The following is a 19,298-nucleotide window of genomic DNA, read 5'->3' on the forward strand; positions in this document are numbered from 1 at the left end:
TAAGTGAATGCGTCAATTGGTTTAATTGAATAGATAAAAAAAGCGGCTAAGACTTTGTTTAAGCTGTTTTTATTTTGAATAATTTAAGTTGATAAACAATAAAAAAGAGACCATGTCTGGCCTCTTTTTTATTAATAACGATATTTTGTTTAATGTGATTGTTGGAGGAAAATTAATAGGACGGTTATTGCTTGTAAAATGGTGAAAAACGGCATACGATACTGCTGCTTTAAGTCTAAATTAATAAGGACGGTCCAAGTGAAAATCAAGATAACGATCGCTAGGAAGGTCCATACGTTCCATGATAAGGAAAGAATATTTAATAATAATATGGTTCCAAAGACCAGAGAGGTAATTCTTTTTTGCTGACCGTCGGGGATGAAGATGATACACATATAGAAGAGATAACACAAGAAGAGGGGGAAAAGACTAAACAAGAATGGTTTGGTTAAAAATGTATTTTGCTGGTAGAAAATAACTACTGGAAGAGATAGGGTAGATAGTCCAGAAAAAAGGATTAAGCCAAAAATATTTTGTAGATTAAGCCATTTGACATGAATTAAGACTAAAGCAATTGGCATTAATATTAATATAATGACTTGTTGGATAGTCATTTCACGGTATAAAAAGAATAATAAAATAAATGGGACAATTAAGAGTAAATAATTTAGAACACTTTTAAACTGACGATTAAAGGTAATGTAGATGGTTAAAGCTAAAAAAACAGAATAAGTCATTAAAAGGGGGTTGTTTTGCCATTGACCAGCAGTAAGTTGTTTAGAATAAATGAGGGGGTAGGTCCACCACATTAAAAGCTGGGCAATTGAACCGAGAGTAGGCATAATCCAGAATGTTTTGTAATTTATTCGTTGCTTTATTTTTTGAGCACGTGGTTGTTGAATGTTTTCTTGTTGGTAATCTGATGCAGGTGGCATAGCTTAATAATCCTTTTTAATAGTTTAATATAAGAAAATAGTAGGTATGAAAAATGATAATTAGTTTTTCATACTTCTTATTATAACGTTAATACATTTGGCTTGAAGTCATTTTTTCGTTAAATATGGGTTAACTTTAAAAAAAATCTTATAATCAATAAGGTTTATTTCGCAGATAATTAATTCAATGTTACAATTAAAAAATGTTTAAAACATTTAATGGACGCCATTTAGTACGAGAAGTACTGATAAATAAAGATTTAACAAATTTTATTGGGTCTGAGGATTGAGGATAAATTGATGAAATTAATTTGGAAGATATTTAATAAGTATCAAACGCAAATTTTATACTTATTTTTTGGTGTATTAACTACTATTATTAATATTTTGATATATGGGGGATTACATCTTATACATACTCCTTATCAAATTGCATACTGGACTGCTTGGTTTGTAACGGTTCTTTTTGCATATTTAACCAATCGACGTTGGGTTTTTAGTTCCCAAGCACATGGATTTAAACAACTTAGTGTTGAAGTGTTTAATTTTTATTTAGCCCGTTTTATAACTGGGATTTTAGGATCAGGAATTATGTTTATTGGTGTGAGCTGGTTACAACAAAATGATTTTGTTTGGAATATCATTCAAAATATTTTTGTAATTATTTCTAATTATATTTTAAGTAAGTGGTTTATCTTCAAGCATAAGGAGGAAATGGAATATGACGATTAAATTAATAGCAACTGATTTAGATGGTACTTTTTTAAGGAATGATCGGACTTTTGATGTGGCACGGTTCAACCGGCTCTTGGATCAAATGGAAGACCAAGATGTAAAAATGGTTGTAGCTACTGGAAATAAAGTTGAACAGACTTTGCATTACTTTAAAGAGACTCCAACGAATCGTTTAACTTACATTTCAAGTAATGGAGCAATGGTCTCAGATACCACAGGAATTTTGTATAAGCGACCAGTTTCTAAAGAACAAATTAAGAAAGTCTTGGACTGGAATACGCAGACGCGGGCTAAAATGGAAAATTTAATTGTTTTGTCTGGAATTAAAGCTGCTTATGTTTCTAATCATGCTACACCTGAGATGATTCAAGCAGTGGAACAATTCTATCCTAAGGTGATACAAGTTGAAAAATTTCTTGAAATCGAAGATGATATTTTAGTAATGGAACTTCTTTGGCCGGAAAATGCGGATATTAAATATTTTGTACAAGTGTTGCGTAAAAAGTTTGGTGAAGAACTTCATACCACTGGATCTGGGTTTGGTTCAGTTTCCATTTTAGCAGCTAACACCAATAAAGAAACGGGCCTAGAAGCATTGAGTCGAATTTGGGGGATTAAGCCAGAAGAGATGGTAGCGTTTGGAGATAATAGTAATGATCTTGAAATGCTACGTTATGTGGGCCATCCATTCGTGATGCCAAATGCTGCTGAATTTATGAAAGAGCGAATTTCACAGCAAGCTAAGGCAGATAATGAAAATGATGGGGTCTTAGAAACGATTGAAATGTTATTAGCTGATCAATCTCAAGACTAGGATGATAAGGAGATAATCAGGATGTTTTTTAATAAAAAATCACCGGTTGTATCAACGGAACTTGATTTAGAACGGATTCCAAAGCACGTCGCAATTATTATGGATGGAAATGGTCGTTGGGCAAAAGCTAAGGGCTTACCACGGGTAGCTGGACATCAACAAGGCATGGAAGTGGTTAAAAAAATTACAGTTGCTGCTAGCGATCTTGGAGTTAAAGTTTTAACTTTATACGCCTTTTCTACAGAAAATTGGAAGCGTCCTGCTAGTGAGGTTGGCTTTTTGATGAAATTGCCAACCCGTTTTTTTGATACTTTTGTCCCTGAATTGATACAAAACAATGTTAAAGTGCAAGTAATGGGATATATAGATCAATTACCCGCAGAAACACAAAAGGCAGTCCAACAGGCAATCGAACAAACTAAAAATAATACGGGAATGGTATTAAATTTTGCGTTGAACTATGGTGGCCGTGCTGAGATTATTACGGGAGTTCAGAATCTGGCTCGACAAGTTCAAGCTGGAACCCTGTCGCCAGAGCAAATTGATGAAAAACAAATTTCGAATGCTTTGATGACGGCTCCTTTATCCCCTTACCAAGATCCTGAGTTATTAATTCGTACAAGTGGTGAAAATAGAATTTCAAATTTCTTATTATGGCAATTAGCATATAGTGAAATGGTTTTTTTGGATCAACACTGGCCAGACTTAGACGCGGATGGTTTTAAGCAGGCAATTTTAATTTATCAAGGTCGCGATCGTCGTTTTGGTGGTATTAAAGAAGATAAAAAGTAGAAAAGGATAATAAAACATGAAAACTCGAGTTATTACTGCGGTAATTGCATTAATAGTTTTTATTCCAACGATTTTGTTGGGAGGAACACTTTTAGAATTAGTCGCAGCTGTATTAGCAGTGATCGCCATGAGCGAAGTTGTCTTAATGCGTAAAAAATTATTTGTTTCATTTGAAGCAATTGTTTCAATGATAGGGGTTTTCTTAATGACCCTACCATCTGGAATTTGGAAGCAATGGAATGCATGGCTACCAGTAGGATTACAATTTTCTTCATTATTATATATTTTCGTCTTATTAATGCTTTTCCATACCGTAGTAAGTCGAAATCATTTTAGCTTTGAAGACGCGGGAGTCTTTACCCTGGCAATGATGTACATTGGAATGGGCTTCCATTTCTTGGTACAAGCCCGAGAAGCTGGAATTAGTGTTATTTTCTTTGGAATGTTAATCGTGTGGATTACTGATTCAGGGGCCTATATGATTGGTCGGAAGATTGGAAAGACACCTTTAGCACCGCGCTTGAGTCCTAATAAAACTTGGGAAGGTTCAATTGGCGGAACTGTAGTAGCCGTAGTCTTTATGACTATCTATACTTACTTTTTCCCACAGGTTTATAGTTTGCCAGTTATGGTCTTGATTATTTTGGTCTTATCGATTGCAGGACAATTTGGTGATTTAATTGAATCAGGATTGAAACGTTACTACAAGGTGAAAGATTCAGGAAATATTTTGCCAGGACATGGTGGAATTTTGGATCGCTTTGATTCAATGATTATTGTTATGCCAATTCTATATCTCTTGGGTGGGATGTTATAATGGTTTAATGATAAAAGAGAGTGAGAAAGAACTCATTGAAGATTACTACATTTAATATATTTTTAGGATTACCTGCAAGGGTACAGAATAAAATGGGTTTAAATAAGGAATCTTTAGTTTTATCTCACCCTCTTTTTTATTTGGTTTAATTGATTTTATCCGTTAACTTAGCGGATTATGGTAAAATAAGGAACAATCTTATTATTTAAATTAGGAAGGTAATTATGAAACAATCTAAAGTGTTTATCCCAACTTTACGTCAGGCGCCTGCCGATGCTGAAGTAATTTCCCACCAAATGATGTTGCGGGCTGGATATATTCGTCCAGTCTCAGCCGGTGTGTATGCATACTTACCACTAGCCCAACGGGTGTTAAATAAAATTGAAACTATCGTTCGGGAAGAAATGGAACGCGTAGATGCTATTGAAATGTTGGCACCAACGTTGTTGCCTGCTGAACTATGGCAAGAGTCTGGTCGTTATGAAAGTTATGGACCAGATTTGTTTAAATTGCGAAATCGTCATGATCGTGACATGATCTTAGCGCCTACGCATGAAGAAGTTATGACTGAATTAATTCGTGATGATATTAAGTCATATAAGCGGTTGCCACTCACGATCTACCAAATTCAAAACAAATTACGTGATGAACGTCGTCCTCGTTCAGGACTATTAAGAGGTCGTGAATTCTTGATGAAGGATGCTTATTCATTCTCTGTTGATCAAGAAGGATTAGATGTAGCTTATAAAAATATGGAACAAGCTTATATTAAAATTTTTGATCGTGTGGGGTTGAAATACCGTGTCATCGTTGGGGATGCTGGAGCTATGGGTGGTTCTGATTCAAAGGAATTTTCTGCACCAGCCGCAGCCGGCGAAGATATCATTGCTTACTCTGAAGAATCTGATTACGCAGCTAATTTAGAAATGGCCAAGGATCTGTATACGCCTAATAAGTCGCATGCTGCTTTTGCTGAGTTAGAAAAGATTGCAACACCAGAGGTTAAGACAATTGAAGAACTAGCTAATTATCTTAAAAAGCAACCAGATCAATTGGTTAAAACACTTTTGATGATTGCTGATGAAAAGCCTTTGATGTTGTTAATTCGAGGTGACTATGAAGTCAATGAGGTTAAAGTTGCACATTTGACAGGAGCCGCTGAATTACGGATGGCAACTGAAGATGAAGCACAAACTTTGCTTGGCTCATCATTTGGTTCATTAGGTCCTGTTAATGTGGACCCTGAAATTAAAATTATTGCTGATGAATGGGTTCAAGATATGGTTAATGTTCCAGTTGGAGCTAATGAAGCAGGTTTCCATTACTTAAATGCTAATCTTGAACGTGATTTCCGCATTGATGAAGTTGCTGATATTCGAACTGCCATCGAGGGAAATCAGACAATCGACGGTAAAGGTAAATTGATCTTTACTAAGGGAATCGAAGTTGGACACATCTTTAAATTGGGAACACGTTATTCTAAGGCTTTAGGGGCCCAAGTTTTGGATAATAATGGACGTCAACAAGATGTTATTATGGGTAGTTATGGAATTGGTGTTTCACGTTTGTTAGCTGCAATTGTAGAGCAAAATGCTGATGATAAGGGACTAGTATGGCCTAAAGCGGTTGCGCCTTGGGATGTTCATTTGGTACCAATCAAATATACAGATGCTGAGCAAGGGGCTTTAACTGATCAAATTCAAACACAATTAGTTGAAGCTGGTTATGAGGTGCTGGTAGACGATCGTAATGAACGACCAGGCGTTAAGTTTGCTGATTCTGACTTAATTGGATTACCAGTTCGTATTACGATTGGTAAAAAGGCTAATGAAGGAATTGTGGAAGTCAAAGTTCGTACGGCAGACGAAGCAATTGAAGTTCGAGTTGATGAATTAGTTAATACATTGACAATTTTGCTCCAAACAACGGATGAAATTAGTGAATAGTTAAAATGTTAAAATTAAGAGGCGTTACTAGTGGATTTATTTTTCCGGTAGTATGCCTCTTTCATTAGATATAGAATAAATTAAGTTTCAATCTATATGATATAAATAGATTAATTATATTAATGCAAGTAAAAAGTAATTGGTTGGGAGATCTAAATGAAAAAAAGTGAAATTAAAATATTTATCTTAATCCACCTGATTGTTTTAGGATTTTATGTCATGGTTTATGCAATACCATCTCGTTTTGGATTTTTAATTTGGAATGTCTTTTTAGCGTTAGTTCCTTTGGATGTTGCGCTGATGCATAAAGCCCTACAAACTAAAAAACAATGGCCTCTGCGAATAATAGCTTTTATTGTTTGGCTGGCCTTTTTCCCAAATGCAATGTATTTGATGACTGATTTTAGTCATTTATCGGCTATTGGCACAGGATTAGCTAATCCTGCCCAATATTTAAATTATGGAGTCCTTTTCACCGGTGTTTTCATTGGAATGCTAATTGGATTATCCAGTTTAGAGATAATAGTTGAAACTTTACCATTTCAAAAGTGGTATTTTAAAGTTCCTTTTTATATGTTCATTGCGATTGTATCAAGTTCGGCAATTTATCTAGGTCGTTTTCAACGAGCTAATTCTTGGGATTTGGTAACAAATTTCAAGACATTGATTGACCAGGTTTCTTTTGTGATGAATCCTGATTTGTATTATTTTGTGATTGTATTTGGTTTAGTACAGTTATTTATTTTTAGTGTTTACCATTTAATTTGGGTAAGGCGTTAAGGATGGGGGAGAAGATGAGTTTATCAGCATCAGAACAATTTCAGGTTTTAGCGAAACAATTACAATTTGAAAAAATTCCTCAGGGATTTAAAAACGCTGAATTACAGAAATTAACGGTTCATGAAAATTCAAAAGTATGGCAGTTTAAATTGGATCTACCAGCATTACCAGCAGTTCAAGAAACGGCTGATTTTGTTCACCGATTAACGATGAGTTTTCAACATTTAGCTGAGCCTGATTTTAAATTTAATTTGAGTCAGCAACCAGATGTTTCAACTATTGCCCAATATTGGAATTGGGTGATGCAATTACATCAAAATGAAAGTGGAGCCTTTAATCCGGCGTTTAGTAATGTTGTACTAGAGGTAACTGAAAATCAGATTAATTTAAAATTCAATTCTAAGGCGTGGCTTCAATACGCAGAAAAAACTGGAATGACAATTGTTGCGGATACTTTTTATAAGTTAGGTCTAGCTGATCCTTTGCCTTTTAAATTACAAGTAGATGATCAATTAGTACAACGTTCATTGAACCAAAACCAACAACATAGAATGCAAGAACAAGCTGAGATAGCTAAAAAAACGCAAGCTAATTTGGAAGCTCAACATGCAGCAATGCTTCAGCATAAAAAAGAAAGTGAAAAAATTGAAGATCAACAAAAGTCACGAGTTCGATCTAAGGTTACAGATCGTTCGATTGGGAAAGGAATTCCTAATGGAGTTATTGTGACTAAAATGACCGATGTTCAAATGGAAGCTGATTTAGTGACCTTTGAAGGATATGTTTTTGATAGTGAAATTCGAGAATTACGGAATGGACGAAAATTAGCAATCTTGAAAATGTCAGATTACACTGATTCATTTATATTGAAGAAGTTTTTGAACCAAGAGGCTGAGGAACCATGGTTGAAGGATTTGAAAAATGGTGGCTGGTATCGAGTACGTGGAAATATTCGTGAAGATGCCTTTAGTCATGATTTAACTATGATGTTTCGAGATATTGAAGTAATACCAGGGAAAAAAGCTCGAAAAGACCCATACCAAGGGGATGAAAAGCGAGTTGATTTGCAGGTTCATTCACTTATGTCTACGATGGATGCTACTAATGGAATTGGTGATTATATTAAAACCGCTGCTGATTGGGGCATGAGATCCATAGCTGTTACTGATACAGCTGGTGCACAAGCTTTTCCAGAAGCGTCAAATACAGCTAAACAAATCAATAGTAAGTTAAATGATAAGGCAACTCAACAGTTTCTTGCTGAATCTGGAATTGACCCTAATGATCAAGATATAGTTAAAGATTTTTTAAAAACTCATACGAATGAATTATCCGAGTTTATAAAAACCAAGCAAGCTCATTTTAAAATGATTTATGGGGTTGAAGTTAATTTAGTTGAAGATAGTAGTGCTTTTGCACTAAATGAAGATACAACCAATTTAGATGATGCCATTTACGTGTCTTTTGACGTGGAAACGACAGGTCTTGCTCCTCGATATGATAAGGTTATTCAATTATCAGCAGTTAAAATGCAAAGGGGAAATGTAATTGCGGAATTTGATGAATATATCAATCCACATGAACCATTGAGCCCAATTATTATGGATATTACGCATATTACTGATCAAGATTTGAAAAATGCACGGGAAGAAAGTGAAGTTTTTGCTGAATTTAAAGCTTTCTGTGCAGATCATATTTTAGTTGGTCATAACGTTATCGATTTTGATGTACCGATGGTTAATACTACCTATGAACGATTAGGGATGGAGACCATTAGTAATGTAGTAGTTGATACCTTGCCATTAGCACGGTTTGTACATCCTGAAATGCGCCGCTTTACACTAAGCACTTTGGCTAAAAAACTAGGGGTGCCATTAGATCACGCCCATAACGCCATTTTTGATGCAACGGCAACTGGACAAGTAGCTCGGAAACTCTTGCAGGACATGGAAGAACAATATGGTGTCAAAAATGCGAAACAACTAAATGAATATGCCGGTAAAGCAGAATCTTGGCGTCATGAGCGTCCTAAGCGAGCAACTGTATTGGTTAAAAATCAAACCGGGGTTAAAAATTTATATAAGTTAATTTCAGAGGCCAATGTTAACTATCTCGAACGTGTTCCGCGAACACCACGATCTATATTAAATAAGTATCGTGATGGCCTTTTGATTGGGACAGGAGATGCCAGCGGAGAATTTTTTGAGGCCCTTGAGAGAAAAGGCGTTTTGGCAGCTAAAGAGATCGCTAAATATTATGATTATATTGAAATTCAACCTTTAAGTAATTACACCCAAGAATTAGCACGGGAAATGATTAAAGGAGAAGATCGATTGAAAGAAATCATTCAGGATGCTATTGATATTGGAAAACAATTGGATAAACCAGTTGTAGTTAGTGGAGATGCTCATTATTTGGATCCTGAAGATGCAATTTATCGTAAAATTTTGATTAATTCACAAGGTGGAGCGAATCCTTTGAACCGTTATCCTTTGCCCAAGGTACATTTTAAAACAACTCAAGAACTATTGGATGAGTTTGATTTTTTGGGTGAGGACTTGGCAAAACAAATAGTTGTGCATAATACTAATATCGTGGCTGATCAGATTGATGATGTGGAAGCCATTAAAACGGGAAATTATCCTCCAAATATGCCTAATGCGGAACAAGAGATTCGAGAAAAGACCTATCAGACAGCATATAGAATGTATGGTAAGCCATTACCGTTGCAAATAGAGGCACGAATTGAGCGAGAATTAGCTTCAATTATTGGAAACGGATTCTCAGTTATTTATTTGGTGGCTCAACGTCTGGTTGCAAAATCTAATAAAGATGGTTACTTAGTTGGTTCACGTGGATCTGTTGGGTCATCATTAGTTGCCTTGTTAGTTGGAATTACTGAAGTCAATGCACTAGCCCCTCATTATTATAGCCGTAAGGGTGACTATGTGGAGTTTGTCGATCCGCGTATCTATGGTTCAGGTTATTCAATTCCGATTAAAACATCACCCATAGATCAAAGCGATTTATTTGGGGATGGGCATAATATTCCATTTGAAACTTTTTTAGGTTTTAAGGGAAATAAGGTTCCTGATATTGATTTGAATTTTTCAGGTGATTATCAATCCTTTGCACATAATTATATGAAATCATTGTTTGGAGAAAATAATGTTTTTCGGGCGGGAACTATCGCCACTGTGGCTGATAAGACGGCTTTTGGTTATGTAAAAGCATATGAACGAGATCTAAATGAAAATGTTCGGAAGCAAAAGCAAAAGGATCTAGGGATTAGTAATTTAGATGATGTTCATCTCTCAGAAGAAGAAGTAATATCATTTAAAACAGCTGAGATTGAACGGCTATCTGCTGGTTCAACAGGAGTTAAGCGAACAACTGGTCAGCATCCGGCTGGAATTTTGATCGTTCCTGATGATATGGAAATTTATGATTTCACTCCAATACAATTCCCAGCGGATGATATCAAGGCTAAATGGAAGACAACTCATTTTGATTTTCATTCTATTCACGACAATATTTTGAAAATGGATATTTTGGGACATGATGATCCAACGATGATTCGTGCATTACAAGATATGTCAGGGATTGATCCAACAACTATTCCAATGAATGATGAAGGGGTCATGAGCCTTTTTAAATCGCCAGATGTTTTGGGTGTTAAGGCGGAAAATATTTTTTCAAAGACTGGAACATTAGGTGTACCAGAATTTGGGACAGCTTTTGTTAGAGGGATGTTACAAGAAACGAAACCGACTAGTTATGCTGACTTACTTCAAATTTCAGGACTATCTCACGGAACAGATGTGTGGCGAGGTAACGCAGATGAATTGATTGAAAATGGGTTAGCTGACATTTCTACCGTAATTGGAACACGAGACAAAATTATGACGGACTTAATCAATTGGGGAGTTAACCCTGAATCAGCCTTTCAAATTATGGAAAAAGTGCGTAAGGGAAAAGGTGTTTCTGAAGCCTATCAAGCCGAATTGCGTGATGCAGGAATACAAGAATGGTATATTGAATCTCTTCAAAAGATCCAATATATGTTCCCATTGGCTCACGCTGCTGCATATGTTTTGATGGCTTTGCGGATTGCTTACTTTAAAGTCTATTTTCCAACTTTGTATTATGCAGCGTACTTCTCGATTCGAGCTAGTAATTTTGATATTGTTACGATGTCTCGCGGATCGCAAGCACTCAAAGGGCGAATTATAGAGATTAACGGCCAAGGATTAGATGCATCAGCCAAAGATCGCGATCTTGTAACCGTATTGGAAGTTGCTAATGAGGCGACCGAGCGTGGAATTGATTTTGGAATGGTAGATCTATATAAATCAGATTCGGAACAATGGATTATTGATGGTAACGTTTTGTTAGCACCTTTCAATGCAGTTCCTAGTTTAGGTGATAACGTTGCAAAGAAAATTATTGCAGCTAGAGCGGAAGGCGAATTCTTATCTAAGGAAGATTTGGCTAAACGTGGAGGTGTTTCTCAAACGTTGATGCAATTTTTCGAAGATAATGGTGTTGTTGATGGAATGTCTGAAGAAAATCAGATGGCACTTTTTTAAAAATGATGTATAAAAAAAGGTGTAATGATTGGTTTAGTTAAATTTTATACTTATGTGAGAGGTTGGATGTTTTTATCCTAACCTCTTTTTTTTACGATGAACTTTCATTTTATTGAGATAAATGATTAATTCATAAAGGCTACTTTAGGCTTAAGATGGTTATTCTAAAATAATAAAATTAAAAGTTCTTTTTAAATAAGCTGCTTTTATAAAACTTAAATCTAGTATTATCAAGGGATAGAGATGTCGATAACAACGTTCGTCAAAAAAATATCAAATCAGTAGTTGACGAACAATCGGATCTAAGGTATATTAATTAAGTCAGATACGAACGGCAACTTCGGTTGTTGAAACGAATGACAAAATTAAATAAAATAAGTTGTTGACATTAAATCGGCTACTTGTTATACTAATTAAGTTGTCTCGTGATAGGCGATGAGTAGAACATTGAAAACTAAATAACGTTTCGATGAAACAAATGTGCAGGTGTGTCTCATATTTATAATATGGAAGATACAAACATTTGCGAAGTCAATTTCGCTAGTAAATTCGTTTAACAACTGTTAAACAACAACAAAAAAGATTGAGTTATACTCAAGCTTTTCAATTTTAAATTGAGAGTTTGATCCTGGCTCAGGATGAACGCTGGCGGCGTGCCTAATACATGCAAGTCGAACGCATTGTGGTTGAAATGATATGAAGAACTTGTTCAGATTTGATTTTCAACATTGCAATGAGTGGCGAACGGGTGAGTAACACGTGGGAAACCTACCTCTTAGCAGGGGATAACATTTGGAAACAAATGCTAATACCGTATAATAATTAAAACCGCATGGTTTTAGTTTAAAAGATGGTCTTGCTATCACTAAGAGATGGTCCCGCGGTGTATTAGTTAGTTGGTGAGGTAATGGCTCACCAAGACAATGATACATAGCCGAGTTGAGAGACTGACCGGCCACAATGGGACTGAGACACGGCCCATACTCCTACGGGAGGCAGCAGTAGGGAATCTTCCACAATGGACGAAAGTCTGATGGAGCAACGCCGCGTGTGTGATGAAGGGTTTCGGCTCGTAAAACACTGTTGTAAGAGAAGAATGACATTGAGAGTAACTGTTCAATGTGTGACGGTATCTTACCAGAAAGGAACGGCTAAATACGTGCCAGCAGCCGCGGTAATACGTATGTTCCAAGCGTTATCCGGATTTATTGGGCGTAAAGCGAGCGCAGACGGTTATTTAAGTCTGAAGTGAAAGCCCTCGGCTCAACCGAGGAATTGCTTTGGAAACTGGATAACTTGAGTGCAGTAGAGGAAAGTGGAACTCCATGTGTAGCGGTGAAATGCGTAGATATATGGAAGAACACCAGTGGCGAAGGCGGCTTTCTGGACTGTAACTGACGTTGAGGCTCGAAAGTGTGGGTAGCAAACAGGATTAGATACCCTGGTAGTCCACACTGTAAACGATGAGTGCTAGTTGTTCGAGGGTTTCCGCCCTTGAGTGACGAAGCTAACGCATTAAGCACTCCGCCTGGGGAGTACGACCGCAAGGTTGAAACTCAAAGGAATTGACGGGGACCCGCACAAGCGGTGGAGCATGTGGTTTAATTCGAAGCAACGCGAAGAACCTTACCAGGTCTTGACATCCTTTGACCACTCCAGAGATGGAGCTTTCCCTTCGGGGACAAAGTGACAGGTGGTGCATGGTTGTCGTCAGCTCGTGTCGTGAGATGTTGGGTTAAGTCCCGCAACGAGCGCAACCCTTATTGTTAGTTGCCAGCATTTAGTTGGGCACTCTAGCAAGACTGCCGGTGACAAACCGGAGGAAGGCGGGGATGACGTCAAATCATCATGCCCCTTATGACCTGGGCTACACACGTGCTACAATGGCAAGTACAACGAGTCGCCAACCCGCGAGGGTGCGCAAATCTCTTAAAGCTTGTCTCAGTTCGGACTGTAGGCTGCAACTCGCCTACACGAAGTCGGAATCGCTAGTAATCGCGGATCAGCACGCCGCGGTGAATACGTTCCCGGGTCTTGTACACACCGCCCGTCACACCATGAGAGTTTGTAACACCCAAAGTCGGTGAGGTAACCTTTTATTAGGAGCCAGCCGCCTAAGGTGGGACAGATGATTAGGGTGAAGTCGTAACAAGGTAGCCGTAGGAGAACCTGCGGCTGGATCACCTCCTTTCTAAGGAAAATCGGAAACCTGCATATTCGTTGAAACGTTATTTAGTTTTGAGTGTTCTACACTCAATTTAATTTTATTGGGGAATTAGCTCAGCTGGGAGAGCGCCTGCTTTGCAAGCAGGAGGTCAGCGGTTCGATCCCGCTATTCTCCATTAACACTTCGGTGTTAAATTAGTTCTTTGAAAACTGAATCATATATATAAATTTTAAAAATTTCAATTTTATTGAATACAATATAAATTGAACCGAGTAAATCAATAGTTGATCATCGCAATGATGATTGACAGTGAATTACACCGCGTTATTTTTTGAGTTTTTTAATTAGTTCATCACAATATTTATATTGTGGTAATCGCAAGCGACCGTTAGGTCGCATACTCAAGCTTGAATCATCAACGAAAGTTGATCGGTTAAGTTATTAAGGGCGCATGGTGAATGCCTTGGCACTAGGAGCCGATGAAGGACGGTACTAACACCGATATGCTTCGGGGAGCTGTAAGTAAGCTTTGATCCGGAGATTTCCGAATGGGGGAACCCAACTTGTTATGCAAGTTATCACTAGTTGAATATATAGACTAGTTGAAGGTAGACGTTGTGAACTGAAACATCTCATTAGCAACAGGAGTAGAAAGAAATATCGATTCCGTCAGTAGCGGCGAGCGAACCCGGAAGAGCCCAAACCAAAGTGCTTGCACTTTGGGGTTGTAGGACTACCGTTGTGGAGTTACAAAATTGTATGTTAGTCGAAGTGGTTGGGAAACCACGCGAAACAAGGTGATAGCCCTGTAGACGAAAACGTACAATCTCCCGTGTAGGATCCTGAGTACGGCCGGACACGTGAAATCCGGTCGGAATCTGGGAGGACCATCTCCCAAGGCTAAATACTACCTAGTGACCGATAGTGAACCAGTACCGTGAGGGAAAGGTGAAAAGCACCCCGGAAGGGGAGTGAAAAAGTTCCTGAAACCATGTGCCTACAAGAAGTCAGAGCCCGTTAATGGGTGATGGCGTGCCTTTTGTAGAATGAACCGGCGAGTTATGATTACATGCAAGGTTAAGGTGGAAAGACCGGAGCCGTAGCGAAAGCGAGTCTGAAATGGGCGACATAGTATGTAGTTGTAAACCCGAAACCAGGTGACCTACCCATGTCCAGGGTGAAGGTGTGGTAAGACGCACTGGAGGCCCGAACCTGTGCATGTTGAAAAATGCTAGGATGAGGTGTGGGTAGAGGTGAAATTCCAATCGAACTTGGAGATAGCTGGTTCTCTCCGAAATAGCTTTAGGGCTAGCCTCGGAATGTAGCGTATTGGAGGTAGAGCACTGTTTTGGTGCGGGGCCCATCTCGGGTTACCAAATTAAGATAAACTCCGAATGCCAATTACGTATGTCCGGGAGTCAGACAGTGAGTGATAAGATCCATTGTCGAAAGGGGAACAGCCCAGATCGTCAGTTAAGGTCCCTAAGTGTGTGTTAAGTGGAAAAGGATGTGGAGTTGCATAGACAACTAGGATGTTGGCTCAGAAGCAGCCACCATTTAAAGAGTGCGTAATAGCTCACTAGTCGAGTGATTCTGCGCCGAAAATGTACCGGGGCTAAACACACCACCGAAACTACGGGTGCCACGTAAGTGGCGCGATAGGAGAGCGTTCTATGGGCAATGAAGTCAGACCGTGAGGACTGGTGGAGCGCATAGAAGTGAGAATGCCGGTATGAGTAGCGAAAGACAGGTGAGAATCCTGTCCACCGAATGACTAAGGTTTCCTGGGGAAGGCTCGTCCTCCCAGGGTTAGTCGGGACCTAAGGCGAGGCCGAAAGGCGTAGTCGATGGATAACTGGTTGAGATTCCAGTACCAGGTGAACATGTTTGAACGATGGAGGGACGCAGAAGGCTAATGGATCCCAGCGACTGGAAGTGCTGGGTTAAATCACAAGTTTTGGGAGTAGTTAAATGCTTATCCCTTTAAGAACAAGTGATGATGAGGATCGAAATAAAGTAGAGAAGTCCATGATGTCACGCTGCCGAGAAAAGCTTCTAGTTAGTGTTTACCTGCCCGTACCGCAAACCGACACAGGTAGTCGAGGAGAGAATCCTAAGGTGTGCGAGTGAACTCTCGTTAAGGAACTCGGCAAAATGACCCCGTAACTTCGGGAGAAGGGGTGCTCAGCGCAAGCTGAGCCGCAGTGAATAGGCCCAGGCGACTGTTTATCAAAAACACAGGTTTCTGCAAAATCGAAAGATGACGTATAGGGGCTGACGCCTGCCCGGTGCTGGAAGGTTAAAAGGAGTGCTTAGCTTCGGCGAAGGTGCGAATTGAAGCCCCAGTAAACGGCGGCCGTAACTATAACGGTCCTAAGGTAGCGAAATTCCTTGTCGGGTAAGTTCCGACCCGCACGAAAGGCGTAACGATCTGGGCACTGTCTCAACGAGAGACTCGGTGAAATTTAAATACCCGTGAAGATGCGGGTTACCCGCGACAGGACGGAAAGACCCCATGGAGCTTTACTGTAGCTTGATATTGAGTGCTTGTGCAGCTTGTACAGAATAGGTAGGAGCCGTAGAAATCGGAACGCTAGTTTCGATGGAGGCAATAGTGGGATACTACCCTCGTTGTATGATCACTCTAACTCACACCACTAATCGTGGTGGAAGACAGTGTCTGGCAGGCAGTTTGACTGGGGCGGTCGCCTCCTAAAAGGTAACGGAGGCGCTCAAAGGTTCGCTCAGAATGGTTGGAAATCATTCGCAGAGTGTAAAGGCATAAGCGAGCTTGACTGCGAGACTAACAGGTCGAGCAGGTACGAAAGTAGGACTTAGTGATCCGGTGGTTCCGCATGGAAGGGCCATCGCTCAACGGATAAAAGCTACCCTGGGGATAACAGGCTTATCTCCCCCAAGAGTCCACATCGACGGGGAGGTTTGGCACCTCGATGTCGGCTCATCGCATCCTGGGGCTGTAGTCGGTCCCAAGGGTTGGGCTGTTCGCCCATTAAAGCGGTACGCGAGCTGGGTTCAGAACGTCGTGAGACAGTTCGGTCCCTATCCGTCGCGGGCGTAGGAAATTTGAGAGGAGCTGCCCTTAGTACGAGAGGACCGGGGTGGACGTACCACTGGTGTATCAGTTGTTCCGCCAGGAGCATCGCTGAGTAGCTATGTACGGATGAGATAAACGCTGAAAGCATCTAAGTGTGAAACTCGCCTCGAGATGAGATTTCCCATTCGAAAGAAGTAAGACCCCTTATAGATGATGAGGTAGATAGGCTAGAAGTGGAAGTACCGTGAGGTATGGAGCGGACTAGTACTAATGGTTCGAGGACTTAACCAAGTTGAATACGACGTGGTGGTTCAAGGTGTATTGTTAAAATTTATAAATATATATGATTCAGTTTTGAGGGAACTAACTCTCAACAATTTAATACGTGTCGTGACGATAGCACTGAGGTCACACCTGTTCCCATCCCGAACACAGAAGTTAAGCTCAGTCACGCCGAAAGTAGTTGGAGGATCGCCTCCTGCGAGGATAGGAAGTCGCGGTGCATATTTAAAGCTCATCATTTTGATGGGCTTTTTTGTTATGTTTTTTGAAAATCAGGTTTCTTTCTAGTATGGAATTTAAACAAATCAATCGATTAGATCAACTATATGGGTGTAAGCTTTTTTTAACGAAGAATGAATTACAAGATTTAAAAAAGACTGCTTTTTATCAAAGTCAAAATAGATTTATTGAAATTACAAAACCGATTAAATCAGATATATGTCAACGTTGCTTTAATAAGATTAAAATTAATTGGAAATACCCTAAAAATGGAATAAAATACTGTTGGTATTGTAAAGACATGGGGACTATCAGAAGTAATGATTATTTAGTGATAATAAAAGATCCTAAACAGTATTTAGACAATAGTAAAATAAATTGGAAAGGGCAGCTAACATTACAACAACAAAAAATAGCTAATGAGCAATTGATAGCATGGGAAAGGAAATTAAATCATTTAACATATGCGGTGACTGGATCTGGTAAAACTGAGATATTATATCCACTAATTAATCAAGTATTGTTAGAAAAAGGTCGTATTGCTTTAGTAGCACCACGTGTTGATGTAGTAATTGAATTATCTCAGCGTATAAAAAAATATTTTAATGGATCCATGACCGTATTACATGGAGAAGAACATGAAATTCAATACACACAATTGTTAATTTGCACCGTTCAACAATTGATGAAATTTCATCAGACTTTTGATTTAATTGTAGTTGATGAAGTAGATGCATTTCCTTTACGAAATAACAAAGCATTAGAAAAAGTAATTGAGGAAGCAAAACGACCTCAAGGGTTAAAATACTATCTTACCGCAACACCTTCAATTAATTTATTACGTAGAGTTAAACATACTAATTGGAAATTGTCATTTTTAGCTAATCGATTTCATGGTTATCCATTACCAATAATACAAATATATATTTCGCCAAAATGGAGAAAAAAATTACCCATTAAACTAGAAAAACAATTATCGAAATATCAAAAAAATAAACGCTGCTTTTTAATTTTTGTACCGCAAATAGAGGATTTAAATTTAGTGAAGGCGATGATGCCTAAATCACTGTCTGTTGCTACCGTATATTCCAAGCACCCAGAAAGATCCAATAATATTAAAAAACTAAGATCACGCGAAATTAATGGGTTAATAACTACTACAATCTTAGAACGAGGAGTTACTTTTTCAGCATTAGATGTTTATATTTTGGGTGGTGATGAAGTAGTTTTTACTTATGAGACTATTTTGCAAATAGCAGGTAGATGCGGGCGAGATGCTGAGTACCCTAATGGAAATGTGTGGATATTTACCGCTGATATTACTTTAAGAATGTTACGAGCTCAAAAAGAGATTCAGTGGTTAAACAGTTGGAGGGATCATCATAGTGAATTGTGAAATTTGCCAAAAACAAATTTTACGGACATGGAATGTTAAACAATTTATTTTTGGTAAAACAATTGAATTGTATGATATTTGTAATGGATGTCGTAAAAATTTTAATGAAATAGGAGCGATCTTTTGCCCAGGATGTGGTCGAAAGCAAATGAATTCAAAACTTTGCAGTGATTGTAATCTTTGGAAAATTAAAGGCTATCAAATAATAAATAACCGAGCCATATATTGCTATAATCAAATGATGAAGCAGTATTTTAGAGAATATAAATTTAGAGGCGGGTATCATTTGAAGTCTATTTTCATGGGTGAAATAGAGAAGATTACTGATAGTAGACGAACATTAATTGTAATTCCAATTGCAAATGATAAATTACAAAAAAGGGGATTTAATCAGAGTAGTGGACTGATAAGAGCGCAAACTAAATGGATTGACGGACTTAAGTGTCAGAAACATTTTAAAGCTACTCAATCTAAAAAAACGCGATATCAGCGAATTAACACTCAGCAATGGTTTGAACTAAATGTTGATCCAAATCAGATTGAAAATAAAAAAATTACATTAATCGATGATGTTTATACAACTGGAAGAACCCTTTATCATGCAGCTGATTGCTTGTATCAGGCTGGTGCCAAAAATGTGAATTCGATTACATTAATAAGATAAAAAAATGTGAACGTCTTTATTTATAATATAATATATGTTACAATGCTATTACAGGAAAGAAAGATAGCGGTTTCATCTAAGCCTGTGCGGATTTAATTGAAATTTAT

The 19,298-nt window shown here is 38.3% G+C and carries 10 protein-coding genes, 1 tRNA gene and 3 rRNA genes; 13 read left to right on the forward strand and 1 reads right to left on the reverse strand.

Going from position 1 to position 19,298, the window contains the following annotated elements; genetic code table 11:
• Nucleotides 1-149: 149 nt before the first annotated feature.
• Nucleotides 150-935: a hypothetical protein gene (locus WKK_RS04865; protein WP_006845000.1), complete on the reverse strand. Its 786-nt coding sequence runs from the start codon at nucleotides 933-935 to the stop codon at nucleotides 150-152.
• 300 nt (nucleotides 936-1,235) lie between these two features.
• On the opposite strand from WKK_RS04865, the gene WKK_RS04870 reads away from it, so the two are divergent.
• The 13 genes from WKK_RS04870 (at nucleotide 1,236) to WKK_RS04930 (ending at nucleotide 19,191) form a co-directional block, all read left to right on the forward strand.
• The gene (locus tag WKK_RS04870; protein WP_006845001.1) at nucleotides 1,236-1,667 is read left to right on the forward strand and encodes a GtrA family protein; all 432 of its coding nucleotides are present in this window, start codon (nucleotides 1,236-1,238) and stop codon (nucleotides 1,665-1,667) included.
• Nucleotides 1,657-2,484 (forward strand): Cof-type HAD-IIB family hydrolase, encoded by an 828-nt coding sequence (locus WKK_RS04875; RefSeq protein ID WP_006845002.1) that lies wholly within the window; start codon nucleotides 1,657-1,659, stop codon nucleotides 2,482-2,484. Before WKK_RS04870 ends, WKK_RS04875 begins: the two co-directional genes overlap by 11 nt.
• Before the next feature lie 15 nt (nucleotides 2,485-2,499).
• Nucleotides 2,500-3,276, forward strand: a complete 777-nt coding sequence (locus tag WKK_RS04880) for an isoprenyl transferase (protein ID WP_193387215.1) — start codon at nucleotides 2,500-2,502, stop codon at nucleotides 3,274-3,276.
• A 16-nt stretch (nucleotides 3,277-3,292) separates the two neighbouring features.
• The gene (locus WKK_RS04885; RefSeq protein WP_013989648.1) at nucleotides 3,293-4,093 is read left to right on the forward strand and encodes a phosphatidate cytidylyltransferase; all 801 of its coding nucleotides are present in this window, start codon (nucleotides 3,293-3,295) and stop codon (nucleotides 4,091-4,093) included.
• A gap of 224 nt (nucleotides 4,094-4,317) precedes the next feature.
• Nucleotides 4,318-6,039, forward strand: coding sequence for a proline--tRNA ligase (locus tag WKK_RS04890; RefSeq protein ID WP_013989649.1), 1,722 nt, complete (start codon nucleotides 4,318-4,320; stop codon nucleotides 6,037-6,039).
• 156 nt (nucleotides 6,040-6,195) lie between these two features.
• The gene (locus WKK_RS04895) at nucleotides 6,196-6,819 is read left to right on the forward strand and encodes a DUF1361 domain-containing protein (RefSeq protein ID WP_013989650.1); all 624 of its coding nucleotides are present in this window, start codon (nucleotides 6,196-6,198) and stop codon (nucleotides 6,817-6,819) included.
• A gap of 14 nt (nucleotides 6,820-6,833) precedes the next feature.
• Entirely contained in the window at nucleotides 6,834-11,408 is a 4,575-nt protein-coding gene (locus tag WKK_RS04900) for a PolC-type DNA polymerase III (RefSeq protein WP_013989651.1), read from the forward strand.
• A 610-nt stretch (nucleotides 11,409-12,018) separates the two neighbouring features.
• A 16S ribosomal RNA gene (locus tag WKK_RS04905) occupies nucleotides 12,019-13,599 on the forward strand.
• A 78-nt stretch (nucleotides 13,600-13,677) separates the two neighbouring features.
• A tRNA-Ala gene (locus WKK_RS04910) sits at nucleotides 13,678-13,750 on the forward strand.
• A gap of 256 nt (nucleotides 13,751-14,006) precedes the next feature.
• A 23S ribosomal RNA gene (locus WKK_RS04915) occupies nucleotides 14,007-16,921 on the forward strand.
• Nucleotides 16,922-17,016: 95 nt separating this feature from the next.
• Nucleotides 17,017-17,133 (forward strand): 5S ribosomal RNA (rrf, locus tag WKK_RS04920).
• The 16S, 23S and 5S rRNA genes sit together here with 1 tRNA gene alongside, the layout of an rRNA operon.
• 68 nt (nucleotides 17,134-17,201) lie before the next feature.
• A complete protein-coding gene (locus tag WKK_RS04925; RefSeq protein WP_013989652.1) occupies nucleotides 17,202-18,527 on the forward strand; it encodes an ATP-dependent helicase ComFA in 1,326 nt (441 codons plus the stop codon).
• Nucleotides 18,517-19,191, forward strand: coding sequence for a ComF family protein (locus WKK_RS04930; protein ID WP_013989653.1), 675 nt, complete (start codon nucleotides 18,517-18,519; stop codon nucleotides 19,189-19,191). The genes WKK_RS04925 and WKK_RS04930 overlap by 11 nt, the downstream gene beginning before the upstream one ends.
• Nucleotides 19,192-19,298 lie beyond the last annotated feature (107 nt).

Source organism: Weissella koreensis KACC 15510 (genome assembly GCF_000219805.1).
Lineage (GTDB): Bacteria > Bacillota > Bacilli > Lactobacillales > Lactobacillaceae > Weissella > Weissella koreensis.

Excerpts from the sequence above, each read along its gene's own strand:
- WKK_RS04865 (WP_006845000.1), bottom strand. The coding sequence starts at position 935 with ATGCCACCTGCATCAGATTACCAACAAGAAAACATTCAACAACCACGT.
- WKK_RS04870 (WP_006845001.1), top strand. The coding sequence starts at position 1,236 with ATGAAATTAATTTGGAAGATATTTAATAAGTATCAAACGCAAATTTTA.
- WKK_RS04875 (WP_006845002.1), top strand. The coding sequence starts at position 1,657 with ATGACGATTAAATTAATAGCAACTGATTTAGATGGTACTTTTTTAAGG.
- WKK_RS04885 (WP_013989648.1), top strand. The coding sequence starts at position 3,293 with ATGAAAACTCGAGTTATTACTGCGGTAATTGCATTAATAGTTTTTATT.
- WKK_RS04890 (WP_013989649.1), top strand. The coding sequence starts at position 4,318 with ATGAAACAATCTAAAGTGTTTATCCCAACTTTACGTCAGGCGCCTGCC.
- WKK_RS04895 (WP_013989650.1), top strand. The coding sequence starts at position 6,196 with ATGAAAAAAAGTGAAATTAAAATATTTATCTTAATCCACCTGATTGTT.
- WKK_RS04900 (WP_013989651.1), top strand. The coding sequence starts at position 6,834 with ATGAGTTTATCAGCATCAGAACAATTTCAGGTTTTAGCGAAACAATTA.
- WKK_RS04925 (WP_013989652.1), top strand. The coding sequence starts at position 17,202 with ATGGAATTTAAACAAATCAATCGATTAGATCAACTATATGGGTGTAAG.